This window comes from Kribbella albertanoniae, assembly GCF_004348455.1.
Taxonomy (GTDB): Bacteria; Actinomycetota; Actinomycetes; order Propionibacteriales; family Kribbellaceae; genus Kribbella; species Kribbella albertanoniae.
The window spans coordinates 1-17,628 of sequence record NZ_SMKA01000201.1; the positions used below are offsets into that span (position 1 = coordinate 1).

The 17,628-nt window shown below is 67.9% G+C and carries 11 protein-coding genes and 1 pseudogene; 4 read left to right on the forward strand and 8 right to left on the reverse strand.

Going from position 1 to position 17,628, the window contains the following annotated elements; all coding sequences use genetic code 11:
* Window positions 1-1,291: amidase (locus tag E1261_RS31910; protein ID WP_132413154.1), on the reverse strand; the 1,291-nt coding region annotated here is incomplete at its 3' end.
* A 60-nt stretch (window positions 1,292-1,351) separates the two neighbouring features.
* On the reverse strand, window positions 1,352-2,167 hold the full coding sequence (locus E1261_RS31915) for a helix-turn-helix transcriptional regulator (RefSeq protein WP_132413156.1): 816 nt from the start codon (window positions 2,165-2,167) through the stop codon (window positions 1,352-1,354).
* A gap of 94 nt (window positions 2,168-2,261) precedes the next feature.
* Between E1261_RS31915 and E1261_RS46560 the strand changes: the two genes are divergently transcribed.
* Window positions 2,262-3,128 (forward strand): SDR family NAD(P)-dependent oxidoreductase, encoded by an 867-nt coding sequence (locus E1261_RS46560; RefSeq protein ID WP_132413158.1) that lies wholly within the window; start codon window positions 2,262-2,264, stop codon window positions 3,126-3,128.
* A 306-nt stretch (window positions 3,129-3,434) separates the two neighbouring features.
* Here E1261_RS46560 and E1261_RS46565 read toward each other — a convergent pair.
* The 3 genes and pseudogenes from E1261_RS46565 to E1261_RS31935 all read right to left on the reverse strand — a co-directional run.
* A pseudogene (locus tag E1261_RS46565) lies at window positions 3,435-4,166 on the reverse strand (ATP-grasp domain-containing protein); the annotation flags it as partial.
* Window positions 4,167-4,366: 200 nt separating this feature from the next.
* Window positions 4,367-5,578, reverse strand: coding sequence for an MFS transporter (locus tag E1261_RS31930; RefSeq protein WP_165952726.1), 1,212 nt, complete (start codon window positions 5,576-5,578; stop codon window positions 4,367-4,369).
* The gene (locus E1261_RS31935) at window positions 5,575-7,518 is read right to left on the reverse strand and encodes a PEP/pyruvate-binding domain-containing protein (RefSeq protein WP_202875193.1); all 1,944 of its coding nucleotides are present in this window, start codon (window positions 7,516-7,518) and stop codon (window positions 5,575-5,577) included. Before E1261_RS31935 ends, E1261_RS31930 begins: the two co-directional genes overlap by 4 nt.
* Before the next feature lie 123 nt (window positions 7,519-7,641).
* Between E1261_RS31935 and E1261_RS31940 the strand changes: the two genes are divergently transcribed.
* Window positions 7,642-10,419 carry an AfsR/SARP family transcriptional regulator gene (locus E1261_RS31940; protein ID WP_132413166.1) on the forward strand — a complete coding sequence of 926 codons (2,778 nt, stop codon included), beginning with the start codon at window positions 7,642-7,644 and terminating at the stop codon, window positions 10,417-10,419.
* Here E1261_RS31940 and E1261_RS31945 read toward each other — a convergent pair.
* Complete coding sequence (locus tag E1261_RS31945) at window positions 10,388-12,619, reverse strand: ATP-binding protein (RefSeq protein WP_132413168.1); 2,232 nt, start codon at window positions 12,617-12,619, stop codon at window positions 10,388-10,390. The two genes, E1261_RS31940 and E1261_RS31945, sit on opposite strands and share 32 nt — an antisense overlap.
* 123 nt (window positions 12,620-12,742) lie before the next feature.
* On the opposite strand from E1261_RS31945, the gene E1261_RS31950 reads away from it, so the two are divergent.
* Window positions 12,743-13,906 (forward strand): M23 family metallopeptidase, encoded by a 1,164-nt coding sequence (locus E1261_RS31950; protein ID WP_132413170.1) that lies wholly within the window; start codon window positions 12,743-12,745, stop codon window positions 13,904-13,906.
* A 51-nt stretch (window positions 13,907-13,957) separates the two neighbouring features.
* Here the strand turns inward: E1261_RS31950 and E1261_RS31955 are convergent, their stop codons facing one another.
* Window positions 13,958-15,133: an acyltransferase family protein gene (locus E1261_RS31955; RefSeq protein ID WP_132413171.1), complete on the reverse strand. Its 1,176-nt coding sequence runs from the start codon at window positions 15,131-15,133 to the stop codon at window positions 13,958-13,960.
* 444 nt (window positions 15,134-15,577) lie between these two features.
* On the opposite strand from E1261_RS31955, the gene E1261_RS31960 reads away from it, so the two are divergent.
* Window positions 15,578-16,684, forward strand: a complete 1,107-nt coding sequence (locus tag E1261_RS31960) for an acyltransferase family protein (RefSeq protein ID WP_132413173.1) — start codon at window positions 15,578-15,580, stop codon at window positions 16,682-16,684.
* On the opposite strand, the gene bla is transcribed toward E1261_RS31960, so the two are convergent.
* Window positions 16,685-17,572: a class A beta-lactamase gene (gene bla, locus E1261_RS31965; protein WP_132413175.1), complete on the reverse strand. Its 888-nt coding sequence runs from the start codon at window positions 17,570-17,572 to the stop codon at window positions 16,685-16,687. It abuts the gene before it with no gap.
* Window positions 17,573-17,628 lie beyond the last annotated feature (56 nt).

The following is a 17,628-nucleotide window of genomic DNA, read 5'->3' on the forward strand; positions in this document are numbered from 1 at the left end:
GGGTGGGGAGACCGGCCCAGACGAGTTGGTCGAAGTACGGGTGGTCGGTGCCGTCGATGTCGAGCCGGCGTCCCAGCACGTCAGGGTTGTGGTCGTGCGGGAATGCGGGCGTCGGGGTGATCGGGCACACCACGACGTCGAATTCGGTGAAGAGCTGTCGCCAGCCGTGGCGGTGGACCTCGCGGCGCGCGTTCACCGCGAGCCAGTCGCGGTGGCTGAACACCATGGCGCGGAGCCGGGCGGCGTCGAGGCTGTGGTCGTTCGGGCTCAGGGCAGCCGCCTGGCACTGCAGTTGCTCGTACTCGTCGACGGGGAAGCGCGCGACGGACCCCGAGAACAGGAACTGCATGTAGAGCGTCGCGGCCTCGGTCAGGTCGGGCAGCAGCGGACTGTGCCGTACGACGTGGGCGCCGCCCTCGACCAGTACGTCGGCCACCCGGTTCACCCCAGCCCGCACCGCGGCGCTGGTCGGGATCAGCGGATGCTCGTCGACGACCAGGACCCGGAAGTCGCTCAGCCGCTCGTGACGTGAGGGCGGTAAGGCGAAAGCACCTGCTTTGCCGAGCGTCAGCGGGTCCGGACCGGCCATGACGTCGAGCAGGAGCGTGAGATCGCGGGCCGAGCGCGCCATCGGACCGACGACGGCCAGGTCGAGGTCGATCGGCAGCGCTGGTTCCGGCGGCACGACCATGCCGCGGGTGGCCGCCAATCCAACCGTCGGCTTGTGCGCGTAGACACCGCAGAAGTGCGCAGGCGTACGCAGCGAACCAGCGAGGTCGGACCCAATCGACAACGCGCCGAACCCAGACGCCAGCGCCGCCGCAGACCCGCCCGACGAACCGCCCGCCGTACGAGCGTGATCCCAAGGATTGTTGGTCGTCCCATAGATCTCGTTGAAGCTCTGGATGTCTTGCAGCCCCAACGGCACATTGGTCTTCCCCAACACCACAGCCCCCGCAGCCTTGAGCCGCGACACCTGTACGGCGTCCTCCGCCGGAACGTAGTCCCGATACTCCGGCAGACCCCAGGTCGTCGGCAGCCCGGCCATGTTGTAGCACTCCTTGACCGTCACCGGAATCCCGAGCAGCGGCCCATCCTCGCCGCGGGCCCGCGCAGCGTCGGCATCCCGCGCGGCGGCCCGCGCACTGTCGAAGTCCCGCACACAGATCGCGTTGATCACTTTGTCGTCGCGCTCGATCCGCGCAATCGCCTCATCCGTCAGTTCCACCGACGTCACGTCGCCGGCCCGCAACGCCGCTGCCATCTCTTCGGCCGTCTGAAAAATCTCCATGAATCGGACGCTATCGGCGGTCGAAGCGAGCCACGAAATGTTGCTTCGCGCAACGGCAGTTCAGGTGTGGACTGTAGTGAGCAACCTCAACTTGTCGGCGTCGCGAGAGTGTGGCTCGGCCGTGTAGACCATGATGCGGAGGTCGTCGCCGGCCACCTGCAGTACGTCGCAGTCGAGGGTGATCGCGCCCGCGACCGGGTGGTCGATGATCTTGCGGGTGGAGTGATGTTCCGCGACGACACCGGACTCCCAGAGTTCGCCGAAGCGGGGTGAGCGGCGACGGAGTTCGTCGATCAGGGCCTGCAGGTTCGGGTCGTGCGGATAGCGCCCCGCCGTACGGCGAAGGTCCGCCACCTGAAGCTCTTGCAGCTGACCGAGCGAGGCCGGGGTCTGACGCACCCGTGACGTGGAACCGAGGAAGTTCCGCCAGGCCGCGTTGAGCTCAGCACCTTCCCGATATCCCATCAGCTCGACGTACAACGCGTTGGCGTGCAGCTGGGTCCACATCGCGTCGAAGACGGCGACCGGCGTATCGCCCAACCGCTCCACCATCCGTTGCACACCTGGCGAAATGACTGTCGGGATGCGTTCGGGCGCGGGAACCGCCAAGCCGGCCAGCTGGTAGAGATGACTGCGCTCGTCACCGGTCAGCTGCAGGGTCCGGGCCAGTGCCTCCACGACCTGTGCGGACGGGTTGGCAGCTCGGCCCTGCTCCAGCCGGGTGAGGTAGTCCGCCGAGATCCCGGCCAGCTGGGCAAGCTCCTCACGACGAAGTCCCGGCGTACGGCGCGCGCCCCGTCCGGGCAAGCCGACGTCACCGGGCGCGACTGCTGCCCGCCATGTCATGAGCGCCTCGCCGAGGCCTGTCCGCGCCATCACCCTCAGTATGCACCGAGCTTGCCTGGCCCTGACAGTCCTAGGAAGCAGAGGCAACTACCTGTCCGAGGACCGCGGGAGGACTGTGGACGACATGAACAAACTTGCTCTGGTCACCGGCGCCACGTCCGGTATCGGCGCAGCTTTCGCTGAGCGCCTTGCCGCGGACGGCTACAACCTGATCCTCGTCGGCCGCCGGAAGGATCGCCTCGACGAGTTCGCTGCCGCGCACCCGGAGGTGACGGTCACCGCCGTCACCGCGGACCTCTCGACCGACGACGGCATCGACACGGTGGCCCGTCTCGCGGCGTCCGAGCCGCTGGACCTGCTCGTGAACAACGCCGGTGTCTCGCACTACATGCCGATGGCCGAGCTGCCTGCTGCCAAGGCGCGTGAGCTGCTCGGAGTGAAGGTGCTCGCGCCCACCCTGATCACTCGAGCTGCCGTCGGCCCGATGCAGGAGCGCGGCGCCGGAACGATCATCAACGTCGCCGGGATGATCGCGTTCAGCGGACCGGCGGACAAATCCGTGCAGCCACGACGAGCGACGTACGCCGGCACCCTGGCACACCTCGTCGCGATGTCACAGGCGTTGAGCGCCGAACTCGACGGCACCGGCGTCAAGGTTCAGGTGCTCTGCCCGGGTGTGGTCGCGACCGAGTTCCACACCCGGCAAGGGCTGGATCTGAGCGCCATACCGAGGATGAGTGCGGCCGACGTGGTCACCGCCAGCCTGCGTGGTCTCGAACTCGGCGAGGTCGTCACCGCTCCCGGAGTCGAGAACGCCGACCTACTCGACGCCGTCTTCCAGGCCGACCTCGTCGCCTTCGGTGGTCAGAGCCACCACCTGGCAACCCGCTACCAAAGCAGTCTCCATACCGTCCAGGATGGCGCGGCAGTCGCGCAGCAACGTGGGGGCGTCGTAGGCGGTCAGGAGGAAGACGCCCAGCCAGTTGCGTGATCCACCGGACGGGTCGAACCGGGGGACCTGGGTGCCGGTCGGCAACATGAACGCCGGCACTGCCTCGACCGTGCTGCCCGGAGACAACAGCCGCGACCAATCCACCTGCTCGGGATCCCACAGCGGCTGTGTCTTCCACGGTGTGCCGTCGGCGGCCGCCGGCACGACCGCAACGGACGCGGCGGCGCGACCGCCCTCGACCAGCATGGCCTGCGGATACGAGACCTCTTCACCCAGCTGCTCGCGGATCAGCATCCCGATCGGGTCAAGCTCGAACGCGATCTCAACCTGCCGCGTAGTCAGCAGCCCGCCGAACCGCGCGCCCACCTCGATCACCACCAGCGAACCGTCCGCCCGCAACTTCAGCTCGGTATGCGTGCCGCACGTGTCCAGCCCGAGCGCATCGACCGCCCGCCGCGACACGTCCTCGATCCGCCGCTGCAACGATTCCGGCAGCACGCACGGCGACGTACTGGCGACCTCGATGTACGGCGGGACCGTCGGAAGCTTGGCGGTGATCGCCAACGGGTGGTAGATGCCCTTGGCAACGATACCCTCGACGCTCAGATAGTCGCCGTACCCGTCCTCGGAGTACCAGCCCTCCGTGGTGCCGTCCATGATCTCTTCGACCAGGCGGTCGCCGTCGGTGTTCTGCTCGAACAACTCGTTCATGCCGACCTGCCCGCCACGCTCCAGGGCCTGCTCGATCTCCGCCCACGCATCGGCCACCTGGTCCTGCGACGTCAGCACGAGCTGCGCCACCGAACCAGCACCCCACGCGGGCTTGAGCAGCAGCGGCGGGGTCAGGGCGGCCAGCGCACCGCGCAGATCAGCCGCCGAATCGACGCGGCGGAAACGGGGGATCGGCACACCCGCCGCCTGCCAGGCCTGCCGCATCAACCGCTTGTCCCGCGCAGCCCGGATCCCCGGACCAGCCCCGGCCAGGCCGAGCCGGTCCGCAGCGTTGGCCACAGCCAGTACGGCGAACTCGGACAGCGTGAACAGCGCATCCGCGCCGATCTCCCGCGCATGGGCCATGATCGCCTCGACCACCGGCTCACCCGGCGTCAGACCACCCGGGTGCACGGTGATCGACGTACAGCAGGGTTCCCAGCTCGCCTTCGCGGCCTCGGGCAGCGGCGACAGCGCGAGCACGTGCAGCTCACCGCAGGCCGCGAGGCGCGGGAACGCGGTCTCGAGCGGGGCGCCGCCCTTGACGTAGACGTACAGGATCTTCTTCACGCGAGGCTCTCCTTGGTGGCCGCGCGATCGCGGCTGCGAGTGACGAGTACGGCGAGGGCGACCATCGCGACCGTGACGGCGGCGGCCAGCGCGACCAGGAACTCCGGCATCGCGCCCCGGGCGAGGAACCCGCCCATGAGGAACACGACCAGCGCGCAGACGGCCCGATCGGCGAGGGATTCGATCGACAGCAGAGTCGCGCGGCGGGACGGTTCGGTGATGGCCTGGTTGACGAGCTTGCGCTGCACCGGGAACGCGAGTCCGGAGGCGAGTGAGAACACGGCGAGACAGGCCATCGTGCCGACGAGACCCAGCGGGATGACCGAGGCCAGCGCGATCGCCATCAGTACGGTCAGCGCCAGCACGACCCGGATCTGTCCGAAGCGCGCCAGTACGGCGGATCGCGCGGCCCCGGCGACTTCGAACACGGTGGTCGCAGCCATCAGCACCCCGAACCACTGCAGCGGCAGATCCTTCGACTCCAGGATCGGCTGGAACAGATTGGCCTGCCCGATCCGAACCAGCGTGAACACAGCGATGCCCTGAGCCATCAGCAGCATCAACCGCTTCGACTTCACCAGCGACCGCAGCGCCCCAGCCAACGCAGGGAGGACAGGCTCAGCCTTAGCTCGCCCAGCATCAGGTAGGGCCGGGAAGCCCAACGCGATAACGGCCGCGATACCGCAGGTCACCGCCGACAAGACATACGGTGACGGACCCCACCAAGCCGTCAGGAACCCAGCCGCCGGCAGACACACGATCCGCCCGATCAGCGTCCACGCTCGCGCCGACCCTTCAGCCCCCTGGTACGACGCTTCGTTCCCCGTCCGCTGCAGGTACTCGTACAGGTAAGCGCTGCCCGCACCAGAGAACAGCGAGTGCGCCAACGCGATCAGCAGAAACTGAACAAGGAACCCGGTGAACGTCGGCTGCCAGACCGGGATCACGTTCGCCACCACGAGAATTGCTGCCCCACCTTGCAGGCAGCGGCGGTAGTCGAAGCGGTCGGCGATCATCCCGGTCGGGATGTCGAACAGGCAGAACGCGAGGTAGAAGATGCTCTGGATCGAGAAGATCTCGGTGTCCGACAGTCCGGCGGACCGCTGGAACACGTAGAAGACCGGCAACCACCAAAGCAGTCCCGCGAACAGCTGGAAGGCGTTGTAGCGACGAATCACCCGCGTCGCGTCAACCGTGCGCCCGGTCACGCGGCGAGCTGGTACGGACGGCACTGCAGCAACACGATCCGGTCACCGTCGACCAGCCACTCGACATCCACCGGCGCATCGACAGGGCCGTCGGCACCGGCGAAATGGGCCTGCAGCAACCGTCCGATCAGTGCGAGTCGTCCCAGCGTGGCCTTGGCCTGGTCGTCCACATCGACACCATCGGTGCCCAGGGCAACCGTTCGGCTGCCGCCCTCCATCGTGTTGTAGAGGTGCTGCAACGGGTCACCGGCTCCGGAGACGACATCGTCGACGGAGTTGCGCGCCAGGTTCAGCAGGACGGACCGGAAGTCGGCCCGGTCGAGCGGGTTCGTGGTGACCATGACACCACCGAGCGCGCCGTCGAGCTGCTGCTGGATGACGACACCCATGAAGCAGTCGGACAGGCCGATCCCGGCCTCGTCGCGGAGCAGCACGCCGCGCGTCGTCACCAGCGACGCCCAGACCCGCTGGATCGCGTGCACGACATCCTCGATCGATTCGACCTCGGGGATCGACTCGTAGATGCCCGCGGCCGAGAACCCGATCAGGTCCTCGGCATTCGACGAGCTGCGCACGACGACCCGGCCCGCGCCGGTGAGATGCCGCAGTACGGCGTCCTCGATCAGCGTGCGCAGATCCGCCGGCAGCGGGGTGTCGCGGATCAACGCGCCCAGCTCGGCGCACAGCCCGTCGATCTCACCGCCGAGCGCGAGTGCCATCTTCAGCTTGCCGATGGTCTGCTGGATCGCCGGTGACGACTCCAGGAACTGCTGCTGCAAAGCGAACGGCAGCGCAATGCCACGCGGTACGACGACATGCTGCTTGACCATCCGCAGCGCGGCCTGCGACAGCTCACCAGGATCGGCGCCGGTCGTCTCGAGATGCCGCGCGAGGTACTCGAGCAAATGCGGCCGCGGCGGTCGCGGTGCAGCGTAGAACCCAAGCCAGTAAGGCGATCCGTCCCGCAGTACGGCGGTCAGTTCGCCGAGGTTCGCGGCCTTCGTGCCGAACCGATGCGCATCCGTGGAGCGCAACTCCTCCAACGGAAGGATCTGGGCGGCGGCGAGGTCGGGCTTGCCGATGTCGACCTGCGTGATCGCCCACGCCGGACCGGCGTCGATCGAGTCCGGCCGCGAGATCTCGTCGACCGAGACCTCCGCCGCGGCCGCGTCCACGGTCACCGCGACCCACGTACCGTCGAGAGCGGCGAGGCTGGTCAGCGCGTCGATCTGAATGGCGTTCGGGATGCCCCAACCGGCCGCCAGCACATTGGTGTGCGACAGGGGAGTGGTGTGCCGGGAGTTGATCAGCCCCGACACCCGCGGGATGTCATCGGGCATCCGGTCCATCACCAGTACGTCGTACCAGCGCACGGGATCAGTGGTCGCCCGGTACGCCTCCTCGGATCCGAAGACGCGCAGCCGGCCGGTCGTCGTACCAGGGTTGAGCGGCACGTACGGCGCGGTCGAGTACAGCTCGTGGGCGAGGATCCGCGGCAGGTCGCCGAAGTCGAAGCTCTCCTGCAGGTGGTTGGCGGGCTTGAGCAGCACCGGCACGGAATCGACGACGAGTGCGCGGACGGTGTCGTAGAACCGGCGCAACAGGTCGGCGCTCATCGTGTCGACCTCGACGGTTTCAAGGCTGAAGAACAGCCCGCCGTACTCCGGCCGGTTGTGCAGTGCGAGGGTGCCGAGCAGGAAGCGCCGGTCTTCGGCCCGGTAGACCGAGTCGTTGAAGGCATCGAGGTTGCGGGCCAGCTCGGCCCGGGTCATCCCGAGGACCCGCTCGGCGACGTACTGAACATGCAGGAGGCGGTCGGCGCCGTCGATGAGGTGCACGATCGACGTCTCTTGGTCGAGCACGAGCTTCACGTACGGATACCCGGCGACCGTGGTCGCGAGACCCTCGAAGTCGGCCAGAGTCAAATGGGCATGGGGCAACGCAGGAATTGTGGGGGCGGTAGACACAACAGATCACAATAAGGTAAACGCTAGTACTCACGGTAGTTCGCGTGACGCTGTGTGAGCACAATCACGAGTCAACGACCAAGCTGGGGGCATTCGATGCAGTTCGCAGTGCTCGGGCCGCTTGAGGTGCACGTCGGTGCGAAGCAGCTGACCCCGAGCCGCGCGCAGGCGCGGCTGCTCGCGGTCCTGCTGTGCCGGCCCAACGAGTGGCTGCGCGCGGAGGCGTTGACCGATCTGTTGTGGGGCGCCGAGGACAGCAACCCGACGCGGCTGCAGGTGCTGGTGTTCCGGCTGCGGAAGTCGCTCGATGATGCGCAGCGGATCGAGCACCGCGACGGGAGCTACCGGATCGTTGTCGGCCCAGATGAGCTCGATGTGGACCGCTTCCTGAGCCTGCGGCAGGCGGGCGCGGCCGCGCTCAATCGGGATGACCTGGACGAGGCCGCGGCGCGGTTGCGAGAGGCCGCCGGGCTCTGGCGTGGAGACGCGTTCGCCGGGATGGACGAGCCTGCGTTGGTCGCAGCTGAGGCGTTGCGATTGCGTGGCGAGCGCATCGCCGTACTGGAGTCCCTTTATGCAGCGGAGATTCGGCGCGGTGCCGCGGGCGAGATCATCGGCGAACTCTCGGAGCTCGCGGCCCAGTATCCGCTCCGCGAGAGTTTGAGTGCGCTGTTGCTGCGCGGTCTGCATCAGTGCGGACGGCGAGCCGAGGCGCTCACTGTCTACCAGCAGACTCGTGCTCAGCTGATCGAGGAGCTCGGCCTCGAGCCCGGCGAGGAACTGCGTGCAACGCAGGCGATGGTGCTGGACGACACCGACGATCAGCCGGCCGAGCAAGCAGCGGTCCGTCCCCGCCAACTGCCGCCGGAACCGGCCGGCGTAGCCGGGCGATCAGAGGAGCTCGCCCGGCTGACCGATCTCGTGCACAGTCACGGTACGGCGGCCGCCCCGCTCGTCATCGCGGTCGACGGGCCGGCCGGGATCGGGAAGACGACCTTCGCTGTTCATGCCGCGCATCGGGTTCGCGAGTACTACGGGGACGGCCAGATCTTCATCGACCTCCGCGGCTACTCGTCCGGCGAACCTGTTGATCCGGCGACCGCCGTACGGTCGATTCTGCTGGCACTCGGGATGCGGCCGGCGGCGATTCCCGAGGGGCTGGACGAGCGTTCGGCGATGCTGCGGTCCTGCCTGGCCGGCCAGCGAATGCTGATCCTGCTCGACAATGTGCGGGGTGCCGAGCAGGTCCGGCCGTTGCTTCCGGCATCGGACTGTCTGTTGCTGGTGACGAGCCGCAGTCAGCTACGCGGCCTCGCTGTTCACGACGGCGCGCACCGAATCACACTGCGTCCCCTGGTGTCCGAGGCGGCTGGTGATGTCCTGGCCGGGGCTGTCGGTCGTGGCCGGGCGGCGGGTGATCCGGAGGCCGTGCGGAGGCTGGTCGAGTTGTGTGGCCGGATTCCGCTCGCGTTGCGGATCGCGGGTGAGCGTGCGTCGCGGTTCCCGGGGGACGGGCTGGCCGCGTTGGCGACCGAGTTGTCCGATGAGCATCGGCGACTGGATCAGCTCGCCGATGCCGACGATCCAACGGCCGATCTCCGGGCAGCGTTCTCCTGGTCGTACCGGGCGCTCGCGGCCGAGGACGCGCGGATGTTCCGGTACCTCGGGCTGCATCCGTCCGGCGCGATCGGCCTCCCCGCGATCGCCGTCCTCACCGGAAGCACACCGCGAGAGATCCGCCGTTCGGCCGATCGGCTCGTTTCCCAGCACCTGCTCGAGGAACCGCAGCCCGGCCGGTTCAAGCTGCACGACTTGCTACGCCTGTACGCCGCCGAGTTGGCCGCCGAGCAGGAGAGTGCGGACGAAGTCAGCGCGACCACGCGCCGGATGCTGGACTGGTACCTCGCCACGGCGGCGGCCGCCAACAACGCCGTCCGCCCGCGAGGCGCGGCGACACCGGTCGTCGATGCCGCCGGACCGGAGGCCGGGCCACTGCAGTTCGCCGGACCGGCGCAGGCGCTCCACTGGTTCGAGATCGAACGCCCGGTCCTGGTCGAGCTGATCCAGCGCGCATTCGACGAGGGCCATGACGATCACGCCTGGCAGTTCGCCTGGGCGCTGACCGCGTTCCTGGCAGCCCGCCAGCACCTTGACGACTGGCGAACGGTCGCGGCGATCGGCCGGCGCGCAGCCGAACGCTCGGGTCGCGACCGCGCGGTGATGTACGCCGGAATCGTCGAGGGTCACATGCATCTCGCGTCGTCGCGGCTCGACGAGAGCGAGGCCTGCTACCGGGCGGCGCTCGAGCTGGCGGAGCGGATCGGTGACCTGACCCGGCAGTCGACGGTGCTGTCCAATCTCGGTCTCGTCGCCTCCGACCGCGGTGAGCACGAACGAGCGCTGGAGCTACAGGAGAAGGCCCTGGCCGCGCAGGATGGGCTACCGGAGCACGAGAGCGCGGTCCTGCACACCGCGCTCAACCTGAGTGCCGCACACGGTGCCCTGGGCAACTTTCACGAAGCGATCCGGTACGGCGAGCTCGCCGTCGCGCATTTCCGCCGGCACCGCTCCAGCACGCTGGTGCCACTGGCCCTGGCGAATCTTGCCGAAGGTCACTTGGAACTCGGCGACCCCGAGCGGGCACGCACGTACTGCCGAGAGGCCCTTGCCCTCTACGATGCGCTCGACGCCAAGCTCGGCCGGGCCAACACGCTCACCGTCCTCGGACGCGCTCACCAGGCCTCCGGCGACCCGGCCCTCGCCGTTGAGGTCTGGACGGAGGCCCGCGATCTCTTCCGCGAATCCGCCAGCCCACGCGCCGCCGAAGTCGATTCGTTGCTGGCTACCGCGCTCGCCGCGGCGAACGGCAGTTGATCTCGGCGAAGGCAGCGGTGGCTTCGGCCAGTCGCTGCCATTCGCCGATCTCCTCGAGACCTCGGACAGCTGTCCGGTACGCCGTCGCTGCCTCGCGGAGGCGGCCGAGTCCCGCGAGGGCGCGACCCAGTTCGTAGTGGGTGACCGCCGTACCCCATTGGTCGTCGTGGGCCTCGAACACGGCGAGAGCCCGGTTCGCCCACAGCAGGGCTTCTTCGTGGTTGCCCTGATGGTTGCGCAGGGCACTGAATCGGTACTCCGCCATCGCGACGCCACGCTCGTCGCCGAGTCCGGAGCGCATCTTGAGCGCGAGCTTGAGACAGGCAGCGGCCTCGATGTGCCGACCGAGCATCTGCAACGTGTGCGATCGCCGGCCGGCCGCGGCGGCTTCGCCGAACTTGTCACCGAGCATCCGGCACCGCTCGGCGTGATCAGCGTGCCTGGCTTCGGCTTCGGCGTACTGTCCGAGTCCTTCGTAGGCGAGCCCCATCCGGCCGAAAAGCTCGGCTTCCTCGGCCGCGAGTCCGGTGGCCCGGGCGTCGGTGAGCCCGAGCTCGCAGGACGCCAGGGCGGCGCGGTACCGATGCTGACCGAGCTGTCCGAGGCCGAGCATGCTGTAGGCGAAGGCGCGTTCGGCGAGGTCGCCCGAGCGCTCCGCGACCAAGCGGGCGTGCTCGGCCACCTCGACCATGTCGGACCAGCGGCAGCGCAGGTCGTAGTACCAGGGGATCAGCTGGGTCAGTTCGCTGAGCAGGGCGTCGTACTCGCCGTCGGTGCGCTCGGCGGTCCGCCGTACGGCGCCAAGGATCGTGCCTGCCTCCGCGTCCAGCCAGGCGACCGCGGCCGACCGGCCGCCCGGATAGTCGGCAGGCTCGGGGGAGAGGGTTGCCGCAGCTCGGCGTGCTTGCTCGAAAACCCAACCCAGTAAGGCCTTCTCGGCCTTGTCGCGTTGCGCGTCCTCCTGCAGCAGTTCGCACGCGTACAGCTGCAGAAGGTCATGCATGCGGTACCGCCCCGGGGTCGCTGCCAGACCGATCAGACTTGCGCCTGCCAACACCTCCAACGCAGCCTCTGCTGGTTCTCCCAGCAACGCACTAGCCGCCTGTACGTCGAAGTCGGCGCCAGGCATGAGCGCCAGCCGCCGGAACAACCGGCCGGCCACGGGGGAGATCTCGCGGTAGGACAGCGCGAACGCACTGCGCACGGCCAAGTCGCCCGCGGTGAGGCGACCGAGCCGGTTCTGTTCGTCGCGCAGCAGCTCAGCGAGATGGGCGATCGACCAGTCCGGCCAGGACGCCAGCCGATTCCCAGCGATCCGCACCGCCAGCGGGAGCCGGCCGCACGCAGCCACCACCTCGGCCACTGACTCGGGCTCTGCTTCCGCCCGAGTCGTGCCCACGATCTCGGTGAGCAACGCCCGTGCGTCCGCAGGCGTCAGCTCAGCCAGGCTGACGCGTCTGGCACCGGCCAACCCGCTCATCCGCTGGCGGCTGGTGACCACGACGAGCACCGGCCCCGGACCCGGTAGCAGCGCGCGGACCTGTCCTTCGTCGCGCGCGTTGTCGAGCACGAGCACACACCGACGCCCAGCCATCCGGGAGCGGAACATGGCCGCGGCCTCGTCCGCCTCGGAGGGCAACTGCGCATCCGGTACGCCGAGCGCCCGGAGCAGCCGGCGTAGTACCGCCTCGGGGTCGGCGGCACCGAGTTCGACGAAGAACTGGGCATCCCGCAGCCCGAGCCGGAACGCCTGCTGTGCGGCGCGGACCGCCAGGGTCGTCTTGCCCGCGCCCGGCTGCCCAGTCACCACGACGGTCACCGGTCCGCGTCCGGCTAGGCAGTCGGCGGCTGCCGCGAGTACCGACGCCAGCTCTGCGTTGCGGCCCTGGAAGTCGGGCGGGGCGGCTGGCAGCTCGGCGATGGTGACGGCAGGCGACTTGGCGGGGTCGGACTTGCCGGTCGCGCGTTCGGCGAGGGCTGCGGTGCGGAGTGCGCGCAGCTCGCCGTCGGTGATCTGGAGTTGCTCCTCGTACCGCTCGATCAGATCGGCCGGCGCCAGTCGCCGCCCCTTCTCGTAGTCGGACAACCCGCCGTGCCCTTGCATGCCGAGGCGCGCGGCGAGCTGTCGCAAGGACAGGCCACGGGCCAAGCGGTAGCGCAGCATGGCAGCGCCAAGCGCCACCAAGGCCGAGCTGTCCATGACCTCACCTCACCCCAGTGGACAGTCTCTGGACGCTGATCAGCCCACAAGATAGCCGACTGTGCGTAGTCGGCGGATAGCTTTTCGCCACCGATCCTGTTCCGTCCCATCAGGAGGACCGTTATGACGTTCAACTCGAGATTGCGCTGGGCTGCAGTGCTGACAGCCGGCGCCTTGGCGGTCCCGGTCACGGCCGCCGCTGCTCCCCAACAGCCCAGCCTGCAGCAGGCCGTGACGGCGAAAGTCAGCTTGGCCAAGACCAGCAAGGCCAGGTCCGGTGTTCAGGTCAACGTGACCCGAGGCGCCGGTACCGGCACGGTCTTCGGTACCACCGTCGCGCTGGTCCCGCAGGGCGAGGACTCGCACCCGGAGGGCTGGCTGTTCGCGGCCCGGCTGGTCGACGGCAAGTGGCAGGTCGGCCTCGAAGGCGAGCAAGCGTTCAGCGAGCTGACTGCCGCGTCGCCGGTCGTCTCGGCGAAGGAGAAGCAGTTGTTCGGCCAGCAGTCGTTCGCTCCGCAGGCAGCCGGCGGTGACTTCCGGACCGGCATGCGGCTCCCGTTCGCGACCGGCACCTCGTGGAGCATGCCCGGTGGTGCACACGGCTGGGCCGGGACAGACACGCCGTACAGCGCATTGGACCTGGCGGGCGGCAACGGTCAGGTGCTCGCGGCGCGCGGGGGTACGGCGTACACGATGTGTGGCAACGGCAAGGGCTGGATCCGCGTCATCCACGACCGCGGCTACGCGACCGACTACTACCACCTGGCCGGCAACATCGCGGCCAACGGTCTGGCTGTCAGCGAGGGCAGGTTCCTCGGCAACATCGGCACCGACGTCTCGTGCGGCGGCTCGGCCAACGGTCCGCACGTGCACTTCGCCCTGCGCCAGAACAGCGCGTACGTCGGCATCGCCGGCCACAACGTCGGTGGCTGGGTCTTCCAGAACGCGGCCACGGCGTACAACGGGACCGCACTGCACGGCAGCACGGTCCGTAGCCCTGGCCAGCAGCTCTACAACTACGGAGCGCTCGGCTTCACCCAGGGCATCATGGACGCGTTCGGTGGGGGCACGGTCAACAAGCGCACCGGACCGGGCACCAACTACGCGCTTGCGGGAAGCGTGGCCGACGGTACGACGGTCAACATCTCCTGCTCCAAGAACGGCACCTCGCACAGCGGGCGCTGGGGGTCCACCAGCCTCTGGAACCGGCTGAGCGATGGCACCTGGGTCAGTGACGCCTTCATGTGGACCGGACTGTCGACTCCGGTCAACGGCACCTGTCCCTGACCTGAGGTGGCCGGGGTGCCCCCAGCACCCCGGCTGTCAGGCCAGTTGTTATCAGGCCAGTTTCGTGCTGATGAAGCGTTTGCCGACGGTGATCATCGGCTGCTCGACCCAGCGGTAGCACAGGTGCGCCATCAGGATCGACATCAGCGACACCGCGACGAACGGCACTGGGGTCTTGCCGAGGTTCGCGCCGAACAGCAGATAGATCGCCACCACCGCCTCGTGGGCGATCAGCTGCACCAGATAGATCGAGTACGAGCGCTCGCCCAGGAACACGAACGGCCGCGCGGACAGCAGTCGCTGCGGGAACGCGTTGGCGAGCAACGCGGGCAACAACAGGAAGCCGACGAGTACGACGTACGGCGGGGGGACCGCGATGAAGCCCGGCACATCCCCGGCCAGGTGGTGCTTCTCGATGAACGCGCCCCACAGGTGCACGGTCCCGTGGATGGCGACGAATGCGGCGGCCGCCGTACAGGCGACCCACGGCCGGGTCAGCGGCTTGAAGATGGCGTAGGTCCTGCGGTTGTGCATCAGGATCGCGACCAGGCAGCCGACCAGGATCGAGAAGTAGTGCGCGGTCCAGCCGCGCGGGTCGCCGCCCATCGAGAGCGGCACCATCGCGAGCATGATCGCCATCAGCACCAGGGTCAGGCCGACTCGGCCGCGGAACTTCCTCCGACGCTGCACCAGGATTGCGGAGAACGCCAGCAGCGGCCAGAACAGGTAGAACTTCTGCTCGATCCCCAGTGACCAGGACTGCCCGTACTGGCCGCCGTTGCCGAACTCGTTGAAGAAGAACAGGTACAGCGGCAGTTCCGTCCCCGGCGGGCCCTTGGGCAGGGTCCCGTGCAGGAACTGGAGGAACAGGGTCACACCGAGCAGGACGAAGTAGACCGGCAGGATGCGGAAGATGCGCCGGGCGTAGAACTTCTTGAACGAGATCTGCCCGGAGCGATCCTCTTCGCGCAGCATCAGCGTGGTGATCAGGAAGCCCGAGATCACGAAGAAGATCTGGACGCCGATCCAGCCCTGCAGCCAGTCGGGACCTTGGTTGTGGAAGACAACTACCATCAGCGCGGCGATCGCCCGCAACCCGTCGAGTGCCGGGAACCGCTTGAGCCCCAGGTACTCGGCGTGGCTCATCGGCTGCCGCGAAGTCCCGGTGCGGACCGTGGTGTCCGCGAGCTCTCTCGATGCGACGTCGGCGATCGGCGTTGATGTCATCCTGGGCAGGCTCCTCTGAGTCGCCCGGGATAACGGGCTTGGGTCGAGCACGTGATCAGTGGGACGCCGGCTCCGAGGGAAAAGTTCAGTTCCGCTACTCCCTGATACCGGCCGCACTATATCCGTGGTCACGGGTCATCGGCCAAATGCGCCGACCGGCATGCCGTCGGCGGCGGTCTGTGACGCGCCTGTGAAACGGCCGTGAAATGGCTACCCCCGACGCTGGTCAAAGAGCCGCTGAGGGGTGGTTCCGGGGGAGTGCGGCGTTGTGACGTAAGCCACGCCGTACAACCTCGCGCGCCCTTCAGGTCCTCTCTTCGTTGCCGTCGGCGCGCGATTGCCCTTTTGACGTACGGCGATCGGTCCGTGTCAGACCACGGGATGACATCGGCTGCCACCTCGGGGCTGATGGCGTGCGGCCCTGATTTCCCTAGTTTTTAAGGCATGTCGATGGCGGATGCGACCGCGGAAGGAACTGAGATGCCGGAGCGGAACCGCGTCGCCTGGGCAGATGTTGCCAAGGGCGTCTGTATTTTGCTGGTGGTCCTGTGGCACGTGCTGATGAAGCACTATCTGCAGATCGACTGGCACATCGGTGGCCAGGTGAAGGGTGCCTGGGGCACCTTCGGGGAACAGTTGCTGCCCTTGCGGATGCCCTTGTTCTTCGCGGTCTCCGGCTTCTTCGCAGTCCGCGCGGTGCAGCGGACCTGGCCGGAGGTGCTGCGTGCCAAGGTGGCGAAGTTCTACTACCTCTACGCGGTGTGGCTGATCATCCACACGGCGATCCTTGCCTTCGTACCGGACTTCGGCACCGAGAGCGCGGACGGGCCGCTGAAGTTCGTGGCGCAGCTGTTCATCACCCCGTCGAACCTCTGGTACCTCTACGCCCTCGCGCTGTACTTCCTGATCGCCCGCGCCACACGCCGGGTGCCGCCGTGGATCGTGCTCGGGCTGGCCTTCTTGCTGTCGGCAACGGCTTCGGCCGGGCTGGTCCCGGTGCCAGGTGACCGCGCCGGCGTCTATCAGAACTTGGTCTTCTTCCTGGCCGGCATCTATGGAAAGACGCTGATCGAGCAGCTCGCGGCCCAGGCAAGCTGGTTGCGACTGGTCATGATCGCAGCCCCGTACGCCGTACTGCTGGCAGTGGTCGCCCTGTTCGACGCGAAGACCTGGTTCGGGCTGTGGCCGCTGGTAAGCGGAGTGGCGATTCTGCTCGGCGTGACGGCCGCCGGGTTGGTGACGCGCTGGGAGCGGCTGAGCAACGGGCTCGCGAGTATCGGGCGGCGGACACTGCCGATCTACGTGATCCACATGCCCGTGCTGGCCCTGATTCACGAGGCGCTGCTGAAGCCACTGTCGTCCGCGAGCCCGACGATCCAACTGGTCACGCAGATCGTCGAGCCCGTCGTACTGACGGCGTTCGTGGCCTGGCTGTGTCTGCTCCTCTACAAGTACTTGCCGAAGGCCCTCTTCGAACTGCCGTTCGGGCTCGGAGTCAGCCGGAGCGCTCAGGCTGCTCATCGACGGACCGCACCCGCGTCGACCCGATGATCAGCCCAGGGCGTTGATGGCAGCTGCTGCGGCGGCCGCGATCAGCGCGTCGTCCGTCGGAGCGTCCTTCACGCCCTTGGTGGACATGATGGCGAGCATGATCGGTGCGCGGTTCGGCGGCCAGATGACGGCGACGTCGTTGCGGCCGCCGTACCCGGCGGTGCCGGTCTTGTCGCCGACCTTCCAGTCCTTCGGAACACCGGCGCGGATCGTCTTGTCGCCCGTGGTGTTGGTCAGCAGCCAGTTGTTGAGGATCGCCCGCTTGGCCGGCGGGAGTGCATGGCCGAGAGTGAACTTCTGCAGGCTGGTCGCGAGCTGACACGGCGTCGTGGTGTCGCGCCTGTCGCCGGGGGTCGCCTCGTTGAGCGTGGGCTCGTTGCGGTTGACGTTCGTGATCCCATCACCCAGCTTGCGCAAAGCCCTCTGCAGACCGGCCGGGCCGCCGAGCTCGACCAGGATCAGGTTCGCGGCAGTGTTGTCGCTGTAGCGGATCGCTGCATCGCACAGCTGGTATAGCGTCAGGCCAGTGTCGACGTGCTTCTCGGTGATCGGCGAGTACGTGACCAGGTCAGCCGCTGTGTACCGGATGAGCTTGTCGAGGTCCTTCGCCTGGCGCAGCAGTACGCCGCACGCCAGCGACTTGACCGTCGAAGCAAACGCAAACCGCTCATCAGCCCGATAACTGACCGTACGCCGGCTCCCCGTGTCCACCGCGAACACCCCGAGCCGAGCCGCATACTGCTTCTCCAGCTCCTGAAACCGCGCAACCTGCGGCCGCACAGTCGTCGTACTGCTGGCTTCCGGTGTCGGCGCAGCCACCGCTCCCGAAGAACAAGCAGACCCGATCAGCAGCACAACGGACACCCCAGCCAGCACAAGTCGTCGCATGCCGCCCAGGCTAGTCAACCGCCAGACAACCAACCGAAGCCCAACCAGTCCTGCCC